Genomic DNA, 22,206 nt, shown 5'->3' on the forward strand with positions numbered 1-22,206 from the left:
AGGTCACGGAGCGGCCGAGTCCTCCGTGACCTTCACCCGCCCCAGCAGCTCCTCGTACGCCCCCGCGTCGAACTCCCCCGCCACCGGGGAGAGGACCGTCGCCGCCGAGAGGGCGACCGCTCGGGTGAGGCGGTCCGGCCAGGGGGTGTCGTCGACCAGGCCGGAGAGCAGGCCGGCGACGGCCGAGTCGCCCGCGCCCGTGGGGTTGCCCCGGACGGGGGCCGGCGGGGCCGCGCGCCACAGGCCCTCGGGGGTGGCGGCGAGCAGGCCCTCGGGGCCGAGCGAGGAGACCACCGCGTGGGCGCCCCGGCGGCGCGCGTCGAGGGTGGCCCGGCGGGGTTCGCGGGCGCCGGTGAGCTGGGCGAGCTCCTCCGCGTTGGGCTTGACCAGGTCGGGGCGGGCGGCGATGCCCCGCCGCAGGGGCTCGCCGCTGGTGTCGAGCAGGACGGGCACGGCGGCGGAGCGGGCCAGCCGGACGAGTTCCGCGTACGCGCCGACGTGGATGCCCGGCGGGAGGCTGCCGCAGAGGGCGACGGCGGCGGCGCCGTCGAGGAGCGCGGCGAAGCGGGCGCGGAAGGTCTCCCACTCGGCGGCGGTGACGGTCGGGCCGGGTTCGTTGAGCTGGGTGGTGTCGCCGGTGGCGGCGTCGACGACCGCGACGGTGCGGCGGGTGGCCCCGGCCGTCCCGACCAGCTCGTCCCGGACCGGGGTCGCCGCGAGCCGGTCCCGGAGGACGGCCCCGGTGGCGCCGCCCGCGAAGCCGGTGGCGACGGTCTCGTACCCGAGGGCGGCGAGGACCCGGGCCACGTTGAGCCCCTTGCCGCCGGGGCGCTCGATCACCTGGGTGACCCGGTGGGAGGCGTGCGGGGTGAGGGCGGGGACCCGGTAGGTCAGGTCCAGCGCCGTGTTGAGGGTGACCGTGACGATCACCTGCCCACCCCCGTACTCCCCGTGAAGACCTCTGGAACGTGTGTTCCGACGGCCCCTGATCATGCCAAAGGAAGGGCGGCAGGCCCAGACCCCGGCCTGCCGCCCTTCCGCACGGCCCCTGATCAGACGGCCGCGGCGATCGCCGGTTCGACGATCCAGGCGCCCTTGCGCATGACGCCCCGCAGGGTGAGGTCGGCGTCGAGGACGACGATGTCGGCGTCCTTGCCGGGCTCCAGGGAACCGACGCGGTCGTACACGCCGAGGAGGCGGGCCGGGTTGGCGGAGATGGCCCGGACGACCGACTCGACGGGCAGGCCGTCGACGGTGACGGAGCGCTTGAAGGCGCGGTCCAGGGTGAGGGTGGAGCCGGCGATGGAGCCGCCCTCGACGAGCCGCGCGACGCTGTCCTTGACCTCGACCTCCAGCGTGCCGAGCATGTAGCGGCCGTCGCCGAAGCCGGCGGCGTCCATGGCGTCGGTGATGAGGGCGACGCGCCCGGGCCCGGCGTGGCGGAAGGCCAGCTCCAGGGCGGCGGGGTGCAGGTGGGTGCCGTCGTTGATGAGCTCGACGGTGACCCGCTCGTCCTCCAGGAGGGCCGCGATCGGGCCGGGCGCGCGGTGCCCGAGGGCGGGCATCGCGTTGTAGAGGTGGGTGGCGACGGTGGCGCCCGCGTCGATGGCGGCGACGGTCTGCTCGTACGTGGCGTCGGTGTGGCCGATGGCGGCGGTCACGCCGTGCTCGGCGAGCATGTGTACGGAGTCCAGGCCGCCGGGCAGCTCGGTGGCGAGGGTGACCATCGTGGCCCGGCCGCGCGCGGCGTCGACCAGCTTGCGGACCTCGGCCGGGTCCGGGTAGCGCAGCAGCGTCTCGTCGTGGGCGCCCTTGCGGCAGGGGGAGATGAACGGGCCCTCGAAGTGGATGCCGGCGATCTCGCCCTGCTCGGCCAGCTCGGAGAGGAGGCCGGCCCGCGCGGTGAGGAAGTCCATGTCGCCGGTGACGAGGGAGGCGGCGGTGGTGGTGGTGCCGTGCAGGCGGTGGGTGCGGACGCCCTGGAGGACCTCCTCGGCGGTGCCGGAGGTGAAGGACGCGCCGCCGCCGCCGTGGTTGTGCGTGTCGACGAAGCCGGGGACCAGCCAGTGGCCGGTCAGGTCGATGGTCTCGGCGCCCTCCGGCGCGCTGCCGACGATGCGCTCGCCGTCGACGATCACGCGCCCGTTCTCGACGATCCCGGTGGGCAGCACGACGTGTGCGCCGACGAGAACCTTGTGATCGGCCATCAGGCGGAAACCTCCGAGTCGGTGGGGCGCTGGGCGGCGAGCAGGTCCCAGGCGAGCAGGCCCGCGCCCAGGCAGCCGGCGGTGTCCCCGAGGGCCGCCGGGACGATGGCGGGCAGCTTCTGGAACGTGACTCGCTCCTCCACCGCGGCCCGTAGTGGTGTGAACAAGGTTTCCCCGGCTTCGGCGAGTCCGCCACCGATGATGAGCGTGCGGGGGTCGAGGAGGGTGAGCGCGGTGACCAGACCGTCCGCGAGGGCGTCGACGGCGTCCTGCCAGATCCGTACGGCCGTGGGGTCGCCGGACTCGACGGCCTTGGCGCAGTCGGCGGCGTCCGCCTCCGGGTCGCCGCCGGCCTCGGCCCAGGCGAGGGAGACGGCGGAGGCGGAGGCGTACCGCTCCAGGCAGCCGCGCTGGCCGCAGCCGCAGGCGGTGCCGCCGGGGCGGACGACGATGTGGCCGATCTCGCCGGCGTAGCCGTGGGCGCCGGCCTCGATGCGGTCGCCGATGCCGATGGCGCCGGCGATGCCGGTGCCGAGGGGCACGAAGAGGAAGCGGTCGGCGCCGTGGCCCGCGCCGATGCGTCCCTCGGCGAGGCCGCCGGTGCGCACGTCGTGGCCGAGGGCGACGGGGATGCCGTCGAGGCGGAGGCTGAGGAGTTCGCGCATGGGAACGTCGCGCCAGCCGAGGTTGGCGGCGTAGACGGCGATGCCGTCGTCGGCGTCGACGATTCCGGGGACGGCGACTCCGGCGGCCGCGGCGGGCTCTCCGTACCGCTCCTGGCCGAGGAGGCGGAGGTCCTCCGCGAAGCCGAGGATCGTCTCCACCACGGCCTCGGGGCCCCGGTCGCGCCCGGTGGCGCGGCGGGCCTCGTGCAGCAGGGTGCCGTCCGCCCCGACGAGGGCGGCCTTCATGCCGGTGCCGCCCACATCCAGGGCGATGACGTGTTTCACGGGGAATAGTCTGGCCGCCACGGGGCAAAAGGTCTAGTCCACTGCCGAGGATTGTTGCGTACGGATACAAATTCGATTACCGGTCCGTCCCCTTCGTTCCCGGGGCGCGCCGGGCCTCCGCGCCCCGCCCGATCCGCGGCATTTCGGAAAGGGTGTTGCGGAAGTGATACCCGAGTGGTGTAGACCTCACGCCGGGTACGAGGCAGACTTGCGGCCCTGACAAGAGCAAACGTGCAGCTCAGTGCAGCTCAACGACGAGCAAAAGGTGGATGAAGCCGTGGAGCGGCGACGATTTCTTGGACTGACCGCGGCCGTCGCGGCCCTCGGACTGACCGCCACGGTCTCCGGCTGCGGCTCCCTGGGCGGCGACTCCGGCGACGTGACCCTGAAGCTGGTCGCCGCCGAGTACGACCTCACCGGCGGCGACTCCTCCAAGAAGTACTGGACCGATCTCGCCGCCGCCTTCGAGGCGAAGCACCCCGGGATCAAGGTCCGGGTCCAGGTCGAGTCCTGGGACGACGTCGACCGCAAGGTCGCCGAGATGGTCGAGGCCGGCGAGGCGCCCGACATCGCCCAGATCGGCGCCTACGCCGACTACGCGACCGCCGACCAGCTCTACGCCGCCGACGAGCTGCTCTCCATACCCGTGCAGGCCAACTTCCTCGCCCCGCTCGCCACCGCCGGCGAGCACAAGCGCACCCAGTACGGCCTGCCCTTCGTCGCCTCCACGCGCTCCCTCTTCTACAACAAGGACCTCTTCGAGAAGGCCGGCGCCGAGCCGCCCACCACCTGGGACGAGCTGGCCGAGGCTGCGGAGAAGCTCAAGAAGAAGGGCGTCCGCACCCCCTTCGCGCTGCCGCTCGGCCCCGAGGAGGCCCAGGCCGAGGCCATGATGTGGCTGCTCGCGGGCGAAGGCGGCTGGACCGACGCCACCGACCACTACGCGGTCGACTCCGAGGCCAACGTGCGCACCTTCGACTGGCTGCGCAAGAACCTCGTCGGCAAGGACCTCACCGGCCCCGTCGCCCCCGGCAAGCTCAACCGCAAGGCCGCCTTCGCCGCCTTCGCCGACGGCGAGGTCGGCATGCTCAACGGCCACCCCTCGCTCCTCAAGGAGGCCGCGAAGAAGGGCGTCGAGGTCGGGCAGGTCCCCCTCCCCGGCGTCGAGGGCCCGTCCCGGTCCTTCATGGGCGTCGCCGACTGGATCATGGGCTTCAAGCAGAACGGCCACCGCAAGGAGATCGGCGACTTCCTCAACTTCGCCTTCTCCGACGAGAACGTCCTGAAGTTCGCCGGGGACAACGACCTGCTGCCGGTCACCGTCAGCGCCTCCACCCGCATGGAGACCGACCCCGAGCACGCCAACCTGCACGTCTTCCTCAAGGTCCTCCCCGACGCGCAGCTCCCGCCGGTCGGCAAGACCTCGTGGGCCAAGGTCAGCGAGAACATCAAGCAGAACATCGGCAAGGCCGTCACCCCGGACGGGCGCCCGGCCGAGGTCCTGGGCTCGATCGGCCGAGTGGCGACGGCGGCCGAGGCCGCCGAGTAATAGGTTGGTCTTATGACCGAAGAGCCGGAAGCGACGCACGAGGGGGGCAGCGGGGGACCTGCCGGGCTCACCGAGCAGGAGCGGGCCCTCCTCGCCGTCGAGCGCCGCTCCTGGCCCGGCCCCGGCGCCAAGGAGCGGGCCGTCCGCGAGCGGCTCGGCCTCTCCCCGACCCGGTACTACCAGCTCCTCAACGCGCTCCTCGACGACCCGCGGGCCCTGGCCCACGACCCGGTGACCGTCAACCGGCTGCGCCGGATCCGCGAGGAGCGCCAGCGCAGGAGGTAGGGGAGGCCCCGCCTGGGTAGGGTCGGAAGCATGGTCAACAGCCTTCCGCACCCGACCACGTCCGCCGGCCGTGACGGTCTGGCCGCGATCCTCGCGCGGCCGCAGGAGACCGTCGTCGCCCTCGACTTCGACGGCACCCTAGCCGACATCGTGCCCGACCCCGAGTCGGCCCGCGCCCACCCCGGCGCGGTGGCCGCCCTCGCGGCGCTCGCCCCCCGGGTCGCCTCCGTGGCCGTCGTGACGGGCCGGCCCGCCGGGGTCGCCGTCCGCCACGGCGGCTTCGCCGGCGTCCCCGGCCTGGAGCACCTCGTCGTCCTCGGCCACTACGGCGCCGAGCGCTGGGACGCGGCGACCGGCACCGTGCGGGCGGCCCCCGTCCACCCGGGCGTGGCCGCCGTCCGCGCCGAGCTGCCCGGCTTCCTCGACCGGGCCGGGGCCTGGCAGGGCGTCTGGATCGAGGAGAAGGGCCGCGCGGTCGCGGTCCACACCCGCAGGGCCACCGACCCGGAAGGCGCCTTCGAGGCGCTCAAGGCCCCCCTCGCCGACCTGGCCGCCGGGCACGGGCTCGTCCTGGAGCCCGGCCGGATGGTCCTGGAGCTGCGGCCCCCGGGCGTGGACAAGGGCGTGGCGCTCACCGCGTACGTACGGGAGACGGGCGCCGGGTCCGTGCTCTACGCGGGCGACGACCTGGGCGACCTGCCCGCCTTCGCCGCCGTCGAGAAGCTCCGCTCCGACGGCACCCCCGGCCTCCTGGTCTGCAGCGGCTCCGTCGAGGTCCCGGAACTCTCCGACCGCGCCGACCTCGCGGTCCCGGGCCCGGCGGGGGTGGTGGACTTCCTGACGGCGCTGGCGGAGGCGGTGTAGGGGGCGGGTCCGCCCGGGTTCAGTTCTGCGCCTGCCGGAGCCGGTCGGCCTGCTTCGCGATCAGCCCGTCCGGGAACGACCGTACGGTGTGGCCGGCGACCGACAGCTTGCTGAAGGCCGCCACGGTGTTCCCCACCCGGACCACGGTGTACTCGGTCACGTGCGGGCCCGCCTCGGAGGGGGCGCTGATCTCGAACCGCGCGGACTCGTCCCCGACGCCGGGGGCGGCGCCGAGGGTGACCGCGCCCTTGTAGAGCCCGGCTCGGCCCTGCTCGTAGTACCGGCAGGTCTTCAGGCCCTCGCCCACGGCCGCGAACGCCTCCTGCGCGCCGGTCCCCTCGTACGAGGCGAGCACGGTCTCGCCGCCGTAGACGTCGCCCTTCCAGTTGAACGTCTGCCCGGCCGCGCCGGGGGCGCTCCGGGCGCCGAGGGCGTCGAGGGAGGGGACGCAGGCGGGCTCGGACGGGGGCTCGACCTCGGGGTCGTCGTCCCCGCGCTCCAGGACGGAGACGGGATTGGCGTACGAGCCGGAGACCGCCTCGGCGGTCAGCGCGGCCGCGACCAACTGCTCGGGGGTCAGCCTCCGTACGGCCTCTTCCGGAGCCGGGGTCGCCGTCGTGGCCGCCCCCGCCGCCGGGGAAGCCGGCGCGGACGGCTCCGCCGCGCAGTCGGCGGCGCCCAGCACGAGAGCGGTCACCAGACCGAGAACGGCGGAAGCGCGCGGAGGGCCTGTGCGCAGGGGACCTGTCCCTGAACGATGCGGATGATCAGGCGGACGGTACCGGCCGCGCACGCGGGCCACCAGGAATTTCCGGTGGTCGCCCGTACTCCTCGGCGGGCGGAGGCGGAATGGCGGCGACGCGCGGGTTCCGACCCCGTCAGTCGTCGGACCCGATCGGCCGGATCATCGCGGTGAGCACCGGAGACTCCGGGGACGGATGGTTGAGGCGGTCCGGGAGGGCCCGTCGTGCCGGAGCCCCGTCAGCCCTCCCGTGCCAGCAGGTCGATCACGCCCGTCAGGTCCTCCTTCCCGCCGCCCAGGTCCAGGCGTCGTCGCATCAGGGTGAAGTAGGGGGTGAGCAGCTCCGGGCTGACGCCCTGCTGGTCGGCCGTGCGGAGGAAGGTCGGGGTGCCCGCCACCTGCATGGCGAGGCGGGAGACGACGCCGTCGGTGTAGTCGCCGCTCGCGAGCTGCCGGGCGGTCTGTTCGACCGACGGGCCGGCCATCGCCGTGATCCAGTCCCGCAGCAGCGGGGCGAACGCGACCGGGTCGACGTCCTCCCGGCGGATCAGGGCGAAGGCGTGCGCGGCCCCGGCGAACATGCCGTACATGGCGCTGAGCAGGGCCACGTCATGGAGGGCCGCGAAGCCCGGGTCCTCGCCGACGTAGGTGGTGCCGGCCGGGACGGCGAGCGTGTCCCGGTGCCGCTCGAACAGTTCCCGCGAGCCGCTGTAGAAGACGTAGCCGCCGGCCCCGGAGACGCCGATCATCGGCGGGACGGCCATGATCCCGCCGTCCAGGTAGCGGGCGCCGCGCTCCTCGGCCCACGCGGCGCGGGACCGGGCCTCGGCGGGTGTCGTCGTGGTCAGGTTGACCAGGTCCTTCCCGGCCAGGTCGACGCCGTCCAGGGCGGCGCCCACGGAGGCGTCGTCGAGGAGGCAGACGAGGACGAGGGGGCTCGCGGTGACGGCCCCGGCCGCGCTCCCGGCGGCCTCCGCCCCTTCGGCGGCGAGCGCCTCGGCGCGGGCCGGGGTGCGGTTCCAGACGGTGAGCGGGTGGTCGGCGGCGAGCCAGGCGCGGGCCAGGGCGGTGCCCATGGTGCCGAGGCCGAGCAGGGTGACGGGGGTTTTCCCCACAGTGCTTCGTGTCATGGCCGTTAGGCTGGTTCCAGGGTCCGGGGGCCATCAAGTACGCACTTCGGAGTGGGTGGTTACCCCGGGGGAAGCGAGCAGGTCGGAGGGGCGGGGACATGGCGACGCCGAACAGGCCGGGCACGCCGGACGGGCACGTCTGCGGGATCGACACCGCCATGGAGGTCATCGGCGGCAAGTGGAAGGTGCTCCTCCTCTGGGCGCTCCACGAGCAGCCGTACCGCCGCTTCGGGGAGCTGCGCCGCCTCGTCCCGGGCATCACCGAGAAGGTCCTCGCCTCGCACCTGCGCGAGATGGAGGCGGACGGCATCGTGGACCGCGTCTCCTACGACGAGGTCCCGCCCCGCGTCGAGTACACACTCACCGATTCCGGCGTCCGCCTCAACGACGCCCTCGAACCGCTGGCGGAGTGGGGGAGGGGGCGGCGGGCCCCCGCCCATCACCTCTCCGGGACTTCCGGAGGGGACCTCATGGACGGGACGCGCCGGCTTCCGCCGTCGGGCAGCCGATGAGGAGGATCGTCGATCTCGTCGCCCTGCCGGACGGTGGATACCGCGCGGTGTTCACCCTCTGCCTGGTCGACTCCGCCTACTTCGCCCAGGAGCCGTTCCAGATCGGGGTGGGGTGTCTCCGGGAGCACGTGGACGCCTTCGCGCCGGGCCTGGCGAAAGCGGTCTCCGAGGCCACCGGCCCCCCGCTTTGATCCGGCCTCTCCATACCCCTACGGGGCTCCCCTCAGGGCCTCCAGCTGGTTCAGGAACCAGCGCTGCGGGGGCAGGGCCGTGGAGGCCGTCGCCAGGCGCTTGGTGCGGTCGGCGCGTTCGGGCGGGGGCATCGTGAGGGCCGTGTGGAGGGCCTCGGCGGTCTCCGAGACGTCGAAGGGGTTCACCGTGAGGGCGTCCTCGCGCAGTTCCTCGTACGCGCCCGCCTCCCGGGAGAGGACCAGGGCGCAGCCCGCCTCCGAGACCACCGGTATCTCCTTGGCGACCAGGTTCATGCCGTCGCGGACCGGGTTCACCAGGGCCACGTCCGCGAGGCGGTAGGCCGCGAGGGAGCGGGTGAAGTCGTCCTTCACCGAGACCAGGACCGGCGTCCAGTCCTCCGTGCCGAACTCGGCGTTGATCTCCTCCGCCAGGGTCCCGACCGCGGTCGTGTACGAGCGGTAGACCTCCAGGTCCTGGCGCGAGGGGTACGCCGAGGCCAGGTGGACCACCCGGCCGCGCCACTCCGGGTGGGCGGTCAGGAGTTCGCGGTAGGCCAGCAGGCCGCGCAGGATGTTCTTCGACAGCTCGGTGCGGTCCACGCGGACGATGGTCTTCCGGTCGCCGACCTCCGCCCGCAGCTCCGCGAGCCGCTCGTCCACCGCCGGCCGGTACGCCAGCGCCCGCAGCTCCTCGGCGTCGACGCCGAGCGGGTACACCGAGACGCGCGTCCCGGTGCCCTCCACGTCCGCGCCGGCCGCGAAGGCCTCGGCCCAGGCCGTCGTGTGGAAGCCCAGCTCGTCCGCGCCGAGCATGCCCCACAGCAGCTCCTCGCGGATGTCGTCCGGCAGCATCCGCAGGTACTCCGGGGACGCCCACGGGGTGTGGGTGAAGTGCGCGATCCGCAGGTCGGGGCGGAGCTCGCGGAGCTGTCCGGGGACCAGGGCCAGGTGGTAGTCCTGCACCAGGACCGCCGCCCCCTCGTCCGCCGCCCCGGCCAGCGCCTCCGCGAAGGCGCGGTTGTAGGCGCGGTACGACTCCCAGCGGCGCCGGAACTCCGCGTCGTACACCGGCTCGCGCGGGACGTCGTACAGGTGGTGGTGGAGGAACCACAGCACCGAGTTCGCGATGCCGTTGTACGCGTCCGCGTACACGTCGGGATCGATGTCCAGCATCCGCACGCCGGGCTCCCCGACCCCGCGCCGGACCGCCTCCCGGTCGCCCTCGCCGAGGGCCGCGCACACCCACACGCTGTCCTGCGAGGAGACGGCGCTCAGGCCGGAGACCAGACCGCCGCCGCCCCTGCGGGTGTCGAGCGAGCCGTCCTCGCCGAGCACGTAGGAGACGGGTCCACGGTTGGATGCCACGAGCACAGTAGCCATGTGGCGAACCTAGCCCGTCCCGTAAACGCTCAAACGTACGTATACAAGACGAGGGGGTTCCGGCCACGGAGGGTCAGCGGAGGGTCGGCGGGGAGGGCGCGGAGAGGCTCGGTGGGGCCCGGAGGGGTTCAGAGGTCGGGGTGGTCGCGCAGGGCCGCCCTCGCCACCAGGCCCGTCGCCGCGAGCGCCGTCACCAGGCCGCCGAGCAGCCAGAGCCGTTCCTCGCCGCCCCGGGACCCGGGCGGGGTGACCGCCCTCCCCGGCGCGCCCGGTGCCGGGGAGGCGTGGACGGGGGCCGGTGGCGCCGGAGCGGCGGCCGCCGTCGCGGGCGCCCACGTGACCGCCGTCAGGACCGCCGCCGTCACCGCCGGCGTCCTGCCCCTGCCCCTGCCCCTACCTCTGCCCCTGCACCTGCGTCGTCCGAAGTCCATGGAACCCATGGAAGCCGAATGTATGTAAATCGGGTCGTATGGTCGCGTTACGCCACGCGGCGGCGCGCGTACTCCGCGATCTCCACCATCGGAGGCCGCTCCTCCGTGTCCACCGGGTACGTGCGGGGCTCGAAGCCCTCCTCCCCCCGCTCGAACTGCGTCAGCCACGGCCGCACCAGGTGTCCCCGCGACAGCCTCAGCTGCGCCGTCCGGTAGATCGTGGCCGCCATGCGGCCGAGAGCGTGACCGTCCTGGTGCCGGTGCTTGCGGACCCCCACGTCCACCTGCGCCAGCCCGTCCAGGCCCACCGTGTGCAGCGCGTCCACGAGGAGCCCCAGCTCCACCCCGTAACCGACCGGGAAGGGCAGCCGCTCCAGGAGCGAGCGGCGGGCCGCGTACTCGCCGCCGAGCGGCTGCACGAAGCCCGCCAGCCGCGGCCAGTGGAGGTTGAGGACCGGGCGCGCCATCAGCTCCGTCACCCGGCCGCCCTGACCGGGGGCGTCGCCCAGCGGCCGGTCGTACATCGCCTTCACGAGGTGCACCTCGGGGTCGGTCAGGAGCGGGCCCACGATCCCCGTCACGAAGTCCGCGGAGAAGTCCCGCAGGTCCGCGTCCACGAAGCACACCACGTCCCCGCCGGTCACCATCAGCGACCGCCACAGGACCTCGCCCTTGCCGGGCACGGCCGGTATCCGGGGGAGGACGTCGTCCCGCGCGACCACCCGCGCCCCGGCCGCCGCCGCGACCTCCGCCGTGCGGTCCGTGGAGCCCGAGTCGAGCACCACCAGCTCGTCGACCAGCGGCACCGCCTCCGACATCAGCTCGCGGCGGATCACGCCCACGATGTCCCCGACGGTCGCCTCCTCGTTCAGCGCCGGCAGCACCACGCTGACCGTCGTCGAGCGCTTGGCGGCGAGGATCCGCTCCAGCGGCCGGTCCGCCACGGACCAGGACCGCCGGGACAGCCAGCGCTCCACCTCTTCCAGCACGTGATCTCCATCTCGCGGTTCGGACGGGCCGTCCAAGCGCCCGGGCCTTCGGTTACAGTCTTGAACAACGCAGCGACCCCCCGCACGTCGGGGTGGCGACCGCGCCGGAGCACGGGAACGAAAGTCCCGGCGTTTCCACAATCGAATACCGCTCATCCAGAGGGGCAGAGGGAAACGGCCCGTTGAAGCCCCGGCAACCCTCCAGTCGGTTCGTCTCGTGATCCACCGAGGCCCCCGGCTAGGGAAGGTGCCAAATCCGTCTCAAGGCGAAAAATTCGTCATTGAGAAAGATGAGGAGAAAGGGCCTCCCCTCCATGGCTGTACAGACCGTCGCACCCGCCACCGCCGTCGACCTCGGTTCCGCTTCCGGACTCTCCTGTCGCGAATGCGGCGAGGTCTTCGCCCTCGGTCCGATCTTCGCCTGCGAGCTGTGTTTCGGACCGCTCGAAGTCGCGTACGACCTGCCCGTCGGCGACCCCGAGGAGCTGCGGAAGCGGATCGAGGCCGGCCCCGCCAGCATCTGGCGCTACGCCCCCCTCCTGCCCGTCCCGGCCGACGTCGCCGAGAAGCCGAACCTGAACCCCGGCTGGACCCCGCTCGTCAAGGCCGACAACCTCGCCCGCGAGCTCGGCGTCGCCCCCGGCAAGCTCTTCGTCAAGGACGACTCCGGGAACCCGACCCACTCCTTCAAGGACCGGGTCGTCGCCCAGGCCATCGAGGCCGCCCGCGCCTTCGGCTTCACCACCCTCTCCTGCTCCTCCACGGGCAACCTGGCCGGCGCCGTCGGCGCCGCCGCCGCCCGCGCCGGCTTCCGCTCCTGCGTGTTCATCCCGCACGACCTGGAGGACGGCAAGGTCGTCATGGCCGGTGTCTACGGCGGTGACCTCGTCGCCATCGAGGGCAACTACGACGACGTCAACCGCTTCTGCTCGGAGCTCATCGGCGACCCGCTCGGCGAGGGCTGGGGCTTCGTGAACGTCAACCTGCGCCCGTACTACGGCGAGGGCTCCAAGACGCTCGCGTACGAGATCTGCGAGCAGCTCGGCTGGACGATCCCGGACCAGCTCGTCATCCCGATCGCCTCCGGCTCCCAGCTCACCAAGATCGACAAGGGCATCCAGGAGCTCATCAAGCTGGGCCTCGTCGAGGACAGGCCGTACAAGATCTTCGGCGCCCAGGCCGAGGGCTGCTCCCCGGTGTCGGTGGCCTTCAAGGAGGGGCACGACGTCGTGCGGCCCCAGAAGCCGAACACGATCGCCAAGTCGCTCGCCATCGGCAACCCGGCCGACGGCCCGTACGTCCTCGACATCGCCCGCCGCACCGGCGGCGCCGTGGAGGACGTGAACGACGAGCAGGTCGTGGACGCGATCAAGCTGCTCGCGCGCACCGAGGGGATCTTCGCCGAGACGGCGGGCGGCGTGACCGTCGGCGTCGCGCGCAAGCTGGTGGAGAACGGTCTGATCGACCCGGAGCTCACCACCGTCGTCATCAACACCGGCGACGGGCTCAAGACCCTGGACGCGGTGGCCGACACCTCCCGGGAGACCGCCACCATCCGCCCGAGCCTGGAAGCGTTCCGCGACGCCGGCCTGGCGCACTGAACTCCTCAGGTCCCCCGAAAGGTTGAGAAGCATGGCCGTGAACGTCCGCATCCCCACCATCCTCCGCACCTACACCGGCGGTCAGGCCGAGGTCCGGGCCGAGGGCGCGACCCTCGCCGAGGTCATCGAGGACCTGGAGAAGAACCACACGGGCATCGCCGCCCGCGTCCTGGACGACCAGGGCAAGCTGCGCCGCTTCGTCAACGTCTACGTGAACGACGACGACGTGCGCTTCGAGCAGGGTCTGGAGACGGCCACCCCGGCCGGCTCGGGCGTCTCGATCATCCCGGCGGTCGCCGGCGGCTGCTGAGCCGCGTCCGCCGAGCCGCGTCCGCCGAGTCGCGCACGCCGAGCGGTTCCCGTTGTCCCGTCTTTCTTGAATTGCCCCTTCCGCGTCCACAAGCGGAAGGGGCAATTCTGCATGGTTGAGCGCGGTAGAGTTGGGGAAGTCCCCTCCGCTGCTCATGCCGGGTGCATATGAGAACGCGCCCCGACCTGACAAGAAGCAGCCAAAGTGCACGCGCCTTCTGTACCTTCTGCGCGTTTTGCCGGGCCCGACTTGCCCCGTGATTCGGGGAAACCTCCCCAATTCCCCTTTCCGGGCCGCCCAGAATTCCCGTCCGGATGACCTGTTGCAGAGGGCAGTTGGGCAGATACATTCAGCCGCGGTCGACGCGCTCCGGCGCAGGGTCTGACCCGGGGTTCGTGAAGTGCGGCCCCGCGCAAGGGCCAGTAACAGGGGAGTTAGGCATGGCTCAGGGCACCGTCAAGTGGTTCAACGCGGAGAAGGGCTACGGCTTCATCGCGGTCGACGGTGGTGCGGATGTTTTCGTCCACTACAGCGCGATCCAGATGGATGGCTACCGCAGCCTCGAAGAAGGACAGCGAGTCGAGTTCGAGATCTCGCAGGGCCAGAAGGGTCCGCAGGCGGACATGGTCAAGCTCGCCGTCTGAGCGCGGCGCGATCGGCCGACGACGCAACGCCGTCGAGGGGCCCGCATCCCCCAGGGGACGCGGGCCCCTCGCGCGTTCCCGGACCTCCCCGGATCCCTGCCTCCCCTTCCCGAAACCCGAGAGTCGCTTGCACTCTCCTAGGGCGAGTGCTAATCATTGGCGTTAGCACTCGGAAGGTGAGAGTGCTACGAGGATCGGGCAGACGAGGCCGCCGGCCGGGTGGGGCAAGGAACCACGCGGAGCTGCGGAGGCCGTCCGTCGCGGGCGTCGGCGCGGTCCTGGAGCGTTATCCACCCCATGTCCGGGAGGACCACTTCACATGGCCAAGATCATCGCGTTCGACGAGGAGGCCCGGCGCGGTCTCGAGCGCGGCATGAACCAGCTCGCTGACGCCGTCAAGGTCACCCTCGGCCCCAAGGGCCGCAACGTCGTCCTCGAGAAGAAGTGGGGCGCCCCCACGATCACCAACGATGGTGTCTCCATCGCCAAGGAGATCGAGCTCGAGGACCCGTACGAGAAGATCGGCGCCGAGCTGGTCAAGGAAGTCGCCAAGAAGACGGACGACGTCGCCGGCGACGGCACGACCACCGCCACCGTCCTCGCCCAGGCGCTCGTCCGCGAGGGCCTCCGCAACGTCGCCGCCGGTGCCAACCCGATGGCCCTCAAGCGCGGCATCGAGAAGGCCGTCGAGGCCGTCTCCGGCGCCCTGCTCGAGCAGGCGAAGGATGTCGAGACCAAGGAGCAGATCGCCTCCACGGCCTCCATCTCCGCCGCCGACACCCAGATCGGCGAGCTCATCGCCGAGGCGATGGACAAGGTCGGCAAGGAAGGCGTCATCACCGTCGAGGAGTCCCAGACCTTCGGTCTGGAGCTGGAGCTCACCGAGGGCATGCGCTTCGACAAGGGCTACATCTCGGCGTACTTCGCCACCGACATGGAGCGCATGGAGGCGTCGCTCGACGACCCCTACCTCCTGATCGTCAACTCCAAGATCTCCTCGGTGAAGGACCTCCTCCCGCTCCTGGAGAAGGTCATGCAGTCGGGCAAGCCTCTGCTGATCATCGCCGAGGACGTCGAGGGCGAGGCCCTGTCGACCCTGGTCGTCAACAAGATCCGCGGCACCTTCAAGTCCGTCGCGGTCAAGGCCCCGGGCTTCGGCGACCGCCGCAAGGCCATGCTGAACGACATCGCCATCCTCACCGGCGGCACGGTCATCTCCGAGGAGGTCGGCCTCAAGCTGGAGAACGCGGGCCTCGACCTGCTCGGCCGCGCCCGCAAGGTCGTCATCACCAAGGACGAGACCACCATCGTCGACGGTGCCGGTGACAGCGACCAGGTCGCCGGTCGCGTGAACCAGATCCGCGCCGAGATCGAGAACTCCGACTCGGACTACGACCGCGAGAAGCTCCAGGAGCGCCTCGCGAAGCTGGCCGGCGGCGTGGCCGTCATCAAGGCCGGCGCCGCGACCGAGGTCGAGCTCAAGGAGCGCAAGCACCGCATCGAGGACGCCGTGCGCAACGCGAAGGCGGCCGTCGAGGAGGGCATCGTCGCCGGCGGTGGCGTGGCCCTGCTCCAGGCGTCGACCGTCTTCGAGAAGCTGGAGGCCGACCTCTCCGGCGACGAGGCCACCGGTGCCGCGATCGTGAAGCTGGCCCTGGAGGCCCCGCTGAAGCAGATCGCCGTCAACGCCGGCCTCGAGGGCGGCGTCGTGGCGGAGAAGGTCCGCAACCTGCCCGTCGGCCACGGCCTGAACGCCGCGACCAACGAGTACGTCGACCTCATCGCCGAGGGCATCATCGACCCGGCGAAGGTGACGCGCTCCGCGCTCCAGAACGCCGCGTCGATCGCCGCGCTGTTCCTCACCACCGAGGCCGTCATCGCCGACAAGCCGGAGAAGGCCGCCGCGCCGGCCGGCGGCGGCATGCCGGGCGGTGACATGGACTTCTGATCCTCGGGGATCTCCTGATCCCGGGATCGGCGGTTCATCGCTGAACGCGAACGAGGGCGGCACCCCTGCCGGGGGTGCCGCCCTCGGGCGTTGTACGAGCCCGTTGCCACGACGTCGCCGACCGTGCGGACGCGACGGTGTGCGGTATCCGTACGGACTCCCCTTCCGAAGTCCCTCCGTCCGGGTACGGGACGTCAAATCCCTGGTTCGGCGAGGGCGTCGAGGGTTCCTGTGCGGGCTTCGTACGGTTGCCGTACGCGCCGGCCGGTACGCCGTGACCCGTCGGACGCGGGACCCGGCAACGTCCCCGGACCCGAAGGCGCGGTTTTTCCGGTGGCGTTGCGCTTGCGCACGCCTGTACGATCCGGCTGCCGGCAGATGGGGGGCATCGGGCCGGCTCCCGGCTCCGGCACGCGCGCGTACCCGTACGCGGACTCCAGTACGCCCGCATCCGTACGCGCCCTGCCGTTCCCGCCTCCCCTGTCGCACCCGACATCACGCCGCACGGCACGACGCCGTCCCGGCCCACCCGCACGAGGGGACCCACTTGTCCGTCCGAAGAGCCGTCGCGCTCGCGCTGAGCGCGGCGCTGGGAATCACCGGTCTGGCGGCCGCGGCGCCCGCCGCGACGGCCGCGCCCGACTCCCCGTACGAAGTCACCGTCGCCGCGCCGCCCAGCAGCGTCCCGCCGGCCCGGCGCCTCCTCGACGCGGGGACCGGCCTGCAGAGCTACAACCCGGTCACGGAGAAGCTGGAGTGGCAGAGCCTCGCGGACGGGCGGACCGCCGCCCCCCGCGACCTCTGCGACTCGCTCATCGGCATCGTCTTCCAGGGCGACAGGTTCGGGTGCTTCAGCTCCCACCACGACACGGGCACGGCCACCGTCCACGACTGGACGACGGGCGAGACCCTCACCCGGGAACTCCCCGCCGGTCACCGGTGGATCGAGATCCTCGGCGGCGCGAACCGGCTGCTCACCTCCAGCACCGACGCCGAGGGCACCACGACGCTCCACCTCCTCGGACTCGGTCCCGGCGCCCCCGAGGACATCGCCGTGCGGATGCCGGAGTCCTCCGTGGGACGCCCCGGCATCCTCGGTTACGACGCCCGGGGCGCGGTCGTCGAGTACCAGCGGGCCGCGGGCGACAAGGGCCTCGCGGTCCTCGACTTCGCCACGGGCGCCCTGACCGCCCTGCCGGATCTGCCCGCGTGGCCCCTGGGGTACGTGTTCGCCGGTCTCAGCGCGGACCGGGTCGTCGTGTACGGCCTCTCCAGCGCGTCGAGCGTCTTCGTCCTCCCCCGCGGCGGCGGGCCCGTCACCACCGTGAAACTGCCGGACGGCGGTGACGCCCACCACGGCCGGGCCGCCCTCCTGGGCGACTGGATGGTCAGCCACTACGGCCCGCTGGACGGGACCCGCCCGGTCAGGGCGACCTCCCTCGTCACCGGCGAGACCCGCTCCCTGGGATTCTCCACCGTCGTCGGCTACCAGATGGCGGTCGGCGCGGACGGCGGCCTGTACCTCGAGGGCGGCACCGACCTCGGCCACTGGGGCGTGCGCCGCGTGGCCCCGGGCGCCGCGGGCGCGCCGGTCGCCACGCAGGTCCTGGCCCTCCCGTCCCGGACGGTCGACCGCGTCGGCCTGACCCTGGCGAACGGCCTGCTCACGGCCGGGCACGAGGACTTCGGGAAGCGGAGTGCCGTCCGGTACGACCTCTCCCCGACCGAGCCGCGCACGGTCACCGAGCGCTGGAGCTGCGATGCCGGCACCGGCACCGGCACCATCTCGAACTGCCCGCCCGCCGGCGCCGCGGACGTCGGCCCGAAGTGGTGGGCCGACACGGGTGACGGGCGGCTGGTCACCCTGTTCACCGAGGACATCCCGCCCTTCCGCGGCGACCCGCCGTGCATCGGCTGCGTCATCACGGCACGGGTGACCACGCCCGGCCCCGGCGGGGGCACCCGCAGCGTCAAGCTGGACACCGACCGGAGGATCAGCCCGGTGCGCGTCCTCGGCGCCGCCGGACGCTACCTGCACTTCCTGGCCACCGAGAACTACGAGACCCGCTCGGTCGTCGCGGACGTCGAGACCGGGAAGGTCCTCTCCGTCTCCGACCGGACGAACCAGGCCCTGTGGGGCAGCTGGCTCTGGACGTCGTCCACGGCGAACGACACCGTCTCGGCGGTCGACCTGCGCACGGGCGCCACCGTCGCGACGGTGGACCTCGGCACCGACTGCGGCGTCCTCGACTTCGACGTCGTCGGCAAGTGGATCTACGCCCGCTGCGGCGACGGCACGTCCGCCGTCGTGTACGACCGGGAGAAGAACGCCCCGGTCCGCTTCCAGGTGTCCCGGTACGCCCAGCCGCGCCTCGGTGACGGCTTCGTCGCCCACACCGTGCCCGGTGGCGGTGCCGACGACGCGCTGAGCGTGACCGACGTCCGTTCCGGCGCGCCGGTGGTCCGTGCCCTCGGGAGCGTCGCGTCCTCCCTGCCCAACTACGAACAGGGCTGGGCGGTCGACCGGTTCGGCGGGGGAGTCGCCTTCGTCGACTCCCGGCGGACGATCCACGTCGTCGGCCTCGGCGGCGCCACCAGCCGCCTCGCCGTGACCGACTCGGCCGTGCCGGCGTCGGTGAACCTGAAGTCGTCCGGGTGGCAGCCGCGCTGGAACCTGTCCAAGCCCGGCACCTGGACGCTCACGCTCACGCACAGGGCGTCGGGCAAGGCGGTCCGTACCCTCGCCGGCGAGGGCCGGGGCGTCGCCGCCCCCGTCTGGGACGGCAGGGACGCCGCCGGGAAGTACGCCGCCAACGGCGCGTACGCCTGGACCCTGACCGTGCGGCCCGCCGACGGGCAGGGCGCCGGCCTGGCGCTGTCCGGCGCGGTGTCGGTGACCGGCGGCGCCGCCGTGTGGCGCGACCTGGCCGGGTACGACGGCTTCGGCGATCTGCTGGCGGTGGACCCGGCGGGTGCGGTGTCGATGTACCGGGGGACGGGCACGGGCGCGCTCTCGGGCCGGATCGCCGGTACGGGCGCGAAGTTCCCGGCCGGCACGGTCCTGGTCCCGTCGGGCGACACGAACGGCGACCGCTGCGACGACGTGTACGCGCGCGTGGGCGACGAACTGCGGTCGTACCGGCCGGCCTGCGGGACGGTCGTCTCGGCCTCCTCGCCGTACGCGTCGGCGGGCGGGGGGTGGGGCCAGTACGACGTGCTGACCTCGCCCGGTGACGTGAACGGCGACGGGTACGCCGACCTGGTGGCGCGGCAGGCGTCCACGGGGGACGTGTACTTCTACGCGGGCACGGCCGACCAGCGGCTGAGGGCCCGGGTGCGGATCGGCACGAACTGGAAGACGTACAAGAGGATCGCGGGCGCCGGTGACCTGAACGGCGACGGGCGGGGCGACCTGCTCGGCCTCGACGCCTCGGGCGTGCTGTGGCGGTACTACGGCACGGCGACCGGCGGCGTGACGGCCCGGGTGAGGGTCGGCGGCGGCTGGGGCGGCTACTCGTCCCTGGTCGGCGTCGGCGACCTGAACGGCGACGGGCGCGGGGACCTGGTCGCGCGGGAGGCGGCCACCGGCAGGCTGTGGCGCTACACCAACCCCGGCACCGGCCTCTACGCCGCCCGGGTCATGATCGGCGCCGGCGGCTGGAACGGGTTCGGGGAACTCCACTGATCCACCACCCCCCGTGGGCCCGGCCGGGAACGGCCGGGCCCACGGGCGTTCCCGGCCGCGAGCCCTCCCGTACGGGGTCTACCCGGCGTGCAGCGCGGCGCGCAGGTGGCCCCGGGAGGCGGTGAGGCGTTCGGCGGCGGTGGGGGCGTCGACGTCCGCGAGGATCATGAGGATGGCGTTCTTCACCTCGCCGTCGGCGGCGGCGAGCGCGGACTCGATCTGCTCGTCGGGCGCGCCGGTGGCCAGGGCGACGATCCGCCGGGAGCGGGCCCGGAGCTTCTCGTTGGAGGCGCGGACGTCGACCATCAGGTTCCCGTACGTCTTGCCGAGCCGGATCATCGTGATCGTCGAGATCATGTTGAGGACGAGCTTCTGGGCGGTGCCGGCCTTGAGCCGGGTGGAGCCGGTGAGCAGCTCGGGGCCGGTGACGACCTCGATGCCGTGCTCGGCGGCGGCGGCGAGCGCGCTGTCGGCGTTGCAGGACAGGCCGACGGTGAGCGCGCCGAGGGCGCGGGCGTGCTCGACGGCGCCGACGGCGTACGGGGTGCGGCCGGAGGCGGAGACGCCGACGACGGTGTCGTCCGGGGTGAGGCCGAGCGCGGTGAGGTCCTCGACGGCCAGCTCCTCGGAGTCCTCGGCGCCCTCGACGGACTTGACCATGGCGGAGGGGCCGCCGGCGATGAGCCCGACGACCTCGGAGGGGTCGGTGTTGAAGGTGGGCGGGCACTCGCTGGCGTCGAGGACGCCGAGCCGGCCGGCGGTCCCCGCGCCCAGGTAGATCAGCCGGCCGCCGCGGGCCATCCGCTCGGCGGCGGCGTCGATGGCGGCGGCGATGGCGGGCAGCTGCCGGGCGACGGCGGCGGGGACGGCGCTGTCCTCGCCGTTCATGGTGCGGGCGATCTCCAGGGTCGGGAGCTGGTCGATCTCCGCGAGCTCGGGGCGGAAGGCCTCGGTGGTCAGGGTGGCGAGCTGGGCGCGGAGTTCGGAGTACGTGGAAGCGGAAGCGGACACGTGCGGCTCTTTCGGTACGGCGGCGTCGTCGGCGCCGGGGCTTTACGGGTGCGGGTCGCGGCTCAGCGGGTGCGGGGCGCGTGCCGGTGGGCCAGGGCCTCGTAGGAGGCGGCGAGGGCCGGGGCGGCCGTCTCGTACGTCCGCTGGGTGACGCAGGTGAACAGGCAGTCCACGACCAGGAGTTGGCTGGTGCGGGACGACATGGCCGCGGGGCGCAGTTCGCTCTCGCGGGCGGTGGAGGTGGTGAGGACGTGGTCGGCGTACTGGGTGACGGGGCCGTCCGGGCGGCCGGTGATCGCGACGGTGGTGGCGCCGTGGTCGAAGGCGACCCGGAGGGGTTCTATGACGTCGCCGGTCGAACCGGAATGGGTGATGGCGATGGCGACGTCGCCGGAACGGAGCTGCACGGCGTTGGTGACGGCGAGGTGCGGGTCGCTGTGGGCGTGGGCGACCAGGCCGATGCGGAGCAGTTTCTGCCCGAGGTCCTGGGCGACGAGCCCGGAGGCGCCGACGCCGTAGATGTCGACGCGGCGGGCGGTGGCGAGGGCGGCGACGGCGGCGCCGAGCTGGGCGGTGTCGAGTCCGGCGGCGGTGTCGGCGAGGGTCTGCTGCTCGTCGTGGGCCAGTTTGGCGACGACGTCGGCGATGGGGTCGTCCACGGCGATGTCGGCGGTGACGGCGGGCGCGCGGCCCGACTGCTGCTGGGCGGCGAGTCCGGCGAGGGCGAGGCGCAGGTCGCGGTAGCCGGGGTAGCCGAGGAGGCGCGCGGTGCGGACGACGGTCGCCTCGCTGGTGCCGGTGAGTTCGGCGAGGCCGGTGACCGTGAGGGCGGCGCAGCCGGCCGGGTCTCCGGCGACGGCCTCGGCGACGCGCTGCATGGAGCGGGTCATGGAGGGCGCCAGGGTCCGCACCTTGGCCGCGAGGGCGGCGGGGGCGGGGGGCGCGTCGCTGGTGAAACTTTCCTTCACGTCATTGGTCACGCCTGGAAGATACTTTCGGAAGGGTGGTGCGACAAGCCCCTTCCGGCGGCCGGAACCGGAAGGGACCTTCGCCCTTCCCGCCGCCTTCCGGACCGGGTGACAATGAGGGCATGGACGACATCGACGCGGTGGAGCAGGCGCTGCACACCGCCCGTGCGCTGGTACTGGCCGACCTCGCGGCCCGGCGGGTCGCCGCGGCCGAGATGGTGTCGATGGTGGAGGACGCGGTGACCCACCGGCGCTGGTGGGTCGAGCAGTGGCCGGAGGGGGTGTCGTACGTGGCGGGGCTCGTCGCCCAGGACGTGCAGGACGCCCTCCTCGAACGGCACGGGCGCTGGCCGATCTGCCCCGTCTGCGCCTCGGGCGACCCGCACGCCCTCGACGTGGAGCCGGAGCTGGGCCCGGACCCGCACTGGGTCTGCGGCAAGCAGGGCGTGGTGGTGGCGCCGGTGGGCGGTCTGACGTGAGCGGCGGGGCCGGAGCGACGGGAGGGGTCCGCGGATGACGCTGTACATCGACCCGCCGACCTGGCCGGGGCACGGTCGCATGTGGTCGCACCTGGTCAGCGACGTCTCCTTCGAGGAGCTGCACGCCTTCGCGGCCACGATCGGCGCCCCGCGCCGCGCCTTCGAGCGGGACCACTACGACATCCCGTCCCACTACTACGCGGCCGCGGTGACCGGCGGCGCGGTCGAGGTCGGCTCGAAGGAACTCCTCCGCCGCCTCACGAAGGCGGGCCTGCGGCGGCCGAAGGGGCGGGCGGCGGGCTGAGGGCCCGGTCGGGCGGGGACGTACGC

At 73.0% G+C, this 22,206-nt stretch carries 22 protein-coding genes and 1 riboswitch; of the genes, 12 read left to right on the forward strand and 10 right to left on the reverse strand.

The features are described 5' to 3' along the window. Positions 1–3: 3 nt before the first annotated feature. From ACFY7E_RS00540 to ACFY7E_RS00550, 3 genes are all read right to left on the reverse strand, one after another. Positions 4–930: a 1-phosphofructokinase family hexose kinase gene (locus ACFY7E_RS00540; protein WP_389479143.1), complete on the reverse strand. Its 927-nt coding sequence runs from the start codon at positions 928–930 to the stop codon at positions 4–6. A 122-nt stretch (positions 931–1,052) separates the two neighbouring features. Next, positions 1,053–2,207, reverse strand: coding sequence for an N-acetylglucosamine-6-phosphate deacetylase (gene nagA, locus ACFY7E_RS00545; protein WP_389479145.1), 1,155 nt, complete (start codon positions 2,205–2,207; stop codon positions 1,053–1,055). After that, positions 2,207–3,157, reverse strand: a complete 951-nt coding sequence (locus tag ACFY7E_RS00550) for an ROK family protein (RefSeq protein WP_389479148.1) — start codon at positions 3,155–3,157, stop codon at positions 2,207–2,209. The genes nagA and ACFY7E_RS00550 overlap by 1 nt, the downstream gene beginning before the upstream one ends. A gap of 265 nt (positions 3,158–3,422) precedes the next feature. On the opposite strand from ACFY7E_RS00550, the gene ACFY7E_RS00555 reads away from it, so the two are divergent. The 3 genes from ACFY7E_RS00555 to otsB are packed head-to-tail and all read left to right on the forward strand — an operon-like array spanning position 3,423 to position 5,855. After that, positions 3,423–4,706 (forward strand): ABC transporter substrate-binding protein, encoded by a 1,284-nt coding sequence (locus tag ACFY7E_RS00555; protein ID WP_389479150.1) that lies wholly within the window; start codon positions 3,423–3,425, stop codon positions 4,704–4,706. A 12-nt stretch (positions 4,707–4,718) separates the two neighbouring features. Next, entirely contained in the window at positions 4,719–4,991 is a 273-nt protein-coding gene (locus ACFY7E_RS00560; RefSeq protein WP_389479153.1) for a DUF3263 domain-containing protein, read from the forward strand. Positions 4,992–5,021: 30 nt separating this feature from the next. Next, complete coding sequence (gene otsB / locus ACFY7E_RS00565; RefSeq protein ID WP_389479156.1) at positions 5,022–5,855, forward strand: trehalose-phosphatase; 834 nt, start codon at positions 5,022–5,024, stop codon at positions 5,853–5,855. Between the two features lie 19 nt (positions 5,856–5,874). Here the strand turns inward: otsB and ACFY7E_RS00570 are convergent, their stop codons facing one another. Both ACFY7E_RS00570 and ACFY7E_RS00575 read right to left on the reverse strand, forming a co-directional pair. After that, positions 5,875–6,552 carry a hypothetical protein gene (locus ACFY7E_RS00570; RefSeq protein ID WP_389479158.1) on the reverse strand — a complete coding sequence of 226 codons (678 nt, stop codon included), beginning with the start codon at positions 6,550–6,552 and terminating at the stop codon, positions 5,875–5,877. Between the two features lie 284 nt (positions 6,553–6,836). Next, complete coding sequence (locus ACFY7E_RS00575) at positions 6,837–7,727, reverse strand: NAD(P)-dependent oxidoreductase (protein ID WP_389479161.1); 891 nt, start codon at positions 7,725–7,727, stop codon at positions 6,837–6,839. 98 nt (positions 7,728–7,825) lie between these two features. Here ACFY7E_RS00575 and ACFY7E_RS00580 point away from each other — a divergent pair, with 98 nt between their 5' ends. Further along, positions 7,826–8,239, forward strand: a complete 414-nt coding sequence (locus tag ACFY7E_RS00580; protein ID WP_389479163.1) for a winged helix-turn-helix transcriptional regulator — start codon at positions 7,826–7,828, stop codon at positions 8,237–8,239. Beyond that, on the forward strand, positions 8,236–8,430 hold the full coding sequence (locus ACFY7E_RS00585; RefSeq protein WP_389479166.1) for a hypothetical protein: 195 nt from the start codon (positions 8,236–8,238) through the stop codon (positions 8,428–8,430). The genes ACFY7E_RS00580 and ACFY7E_RS00585 overlap by 4 nt, the downstream gene beginning before the upstream one ends. Positions 8,431–8,448: 18 nt before the next feature. On the opposite strand, the gene ACFY7E_RS00590 is transcribed toward ACFY7E_RS00585, so the two are convergent. The 3 genes from ACFY7E_RS00590 to ACFY7E_RS00600 form a co-directional block, all read right to left on the reverse strand. Continuing rightward, positions 8,449–9,810, reverse strand: a complete 1,362-nt coding sequence (locus tag ACFY7E_RS00590; protein WP_389479168.1) for a trehalose-6-phosphate synthase — start codon at positions 9,808–9,810, stop codon at positions 8,449–8,451. A gap of 128 nt (positions 9,811–9,938) precedes the next feature. Then, positions 9,939–10,175, reverse strand: coding sequence for a hypothetical protein (locus ACFY7E_RS00595; protein WP_389479170.1), 237 nt, complete (start codon positions 10,173–10,175; stop codon positions 9,939–9,941). Between the two features lie 113 nt (positions 10,176–10,288). Next, positions 10,289–11,230, reverse strand: coding sequence for a glucosyl-3-phosphoglycerate synthase (locus ACFY7E_RS00600; protein ID WP_389479172.1), 942 nt, complete (start codon positions 11,228–11,230; stop codon positions 10,289–10,291). A gap of 149 nt (positions 11,231–11,379) precedes the next feature. After that, positions 11,380–11,527: riboswitch (SAM riboswitch) on the forward strand. A 17-nt stretch (positions 11,528–11,544) separates the two neighbouring features. Here ACFY7E_RS00600 and thrC point away from each other — a divergent pair. The 5 genes from thrC to ACFY7E_RS00625 all read left to right on the forward strand — a co-directional run bounded on the left by thrC (position 11,545) and on the right by ACFY7E_RS00625 (position 19,418). After that, positions 11,545–12,831, forward strand: a complete 1,287-nt coding sequence (gene thrC, locus ACFY7E_RS00605) for a threonine synthase (protein WP_389479175.1) — start codon at positions 11,545–11,547, stop codon at positions 12,829–12,831. A 31-nt stretch (positions 12,832–12,862) separates the two neighbouring features. Continuing rightward, positions 12,863–13,141 carry a MoaD/ThiS family protein gene (locus ACFY7E_RS00610; protein ID WP_389479177.1) on the forward strand — a complete coding sequence of 93 codons (279 nt, stop codon included), beginning with the start codon at positions 12,863–12,865 and terminating at the stop codon, positions 13,139–13,141. A 440-nt stretch (positions 13,142–13,581) separates the two neighbouring features. Further along, positions 13,582–13,785 (forward strand): cold-shock protein, encoded by a 204-nt coding sequence (locus ACFY7E_RS00615; RefSeq protein WP_015035246.1) that lies wholly within the window; start codon positions 13,582–13,584, stop codon positions 13,783–13,785. A gap of 319 nt (positions 13,786–14,104) precedes the next feature. After that, the gene (groL, locus tag ACFY7E_RS00620) at positions 14,105–15,733 is read left to right on the forward strand and encodes a chaperonin GroEL (protein ID WP_383441602.1); all 1,629 of its coding nucleotides are present in this window, start codon (positions 14,105–14,107) and stop codon (positions 15,731–15,733) included. Between the two features lie 547 nt (positions 15,734–16,280). Beyond that, positions 16,281–19,418 carry an FG-GAP-like repeat-containing protein gene (locus ACFY7E_RS00625; protein WP_389479180.1) on the forward strand — a complete coding sequence of 1,046 codons (3,138 nt, stop codon included), beginning with the start codon at positions 16,281–16,283 and terminating at the stop codon, positions 19,416–19,418. Positions 19,419–19,496: 78 nt separating this feature from the next. Here the strand turns inward: ACFY7E_RS00625 and murQ are convergent, their stop codons facing one another. Continuing rightward, complete coding sequence (gene murQ, locus ACFY7E_RS00630; protein WP_389479182.1) at positions 19,497–20,429, reverse strand: N-acetylmuramic acid 6-phosphate etherase; 933 nt, start codon at positions 20,427–20,429, stop codon at positions 19,497–19,499. Positions 20,430–20,491: 62 nt separating this feature from the next. Beyond that, the gene (locus tag ACFY7E_RS00635; protein ID WP_389479184.1) at positions 20,492–21,409 is read right to left on the reverse strand and encodes a MurR/RpiR family transcriptional regulator; all 918 of its coding nucleotides are present in this window, start codon (positions 21,407–21,409) and stop codon (positions 20,492–20,494) included. Positions 21,410–21,519: 110 nt separating this feature from the next. Between ACFY7E_RS00635 and ACFY7E_RS00640 the strand changes: the two genes are divergently transcribed. Then, positions 21,520–21,876, forward strand: coding sequence for a hypothetical protein (locus ACFY7E_RS00640; RefSeq protein WP_383445009.1), 357 nt, complete (start codon positions 21,520–21,522; stop codon positions 21,874–21,876). Positions 21,877–21,910: 34 nt separating this feature from the next. Further along, positions 21,911–22,180 carry a DUF4031 domain-containing protein gene (locus ACFY7E_RS00645; protein ID WP_389479186.1) on the forward strand — a complete coding sequence of 90 codons (270 nt, stop codon included), beginning with the start codon at positions 21,911–21,913 and terminating at the stop codon, positions 22,178–22,180. Positions 22,181–22,206 lie beyond the last annotated feature (26 nt).

The organism is Streptomyces sp. NPDC012825 (assembly GCF_042900925.1).
GTDB lineage: Bacteria > Actinomycetota > Actinomycetes > Streptomycetales > Streptomycetaceae > Streptomyces.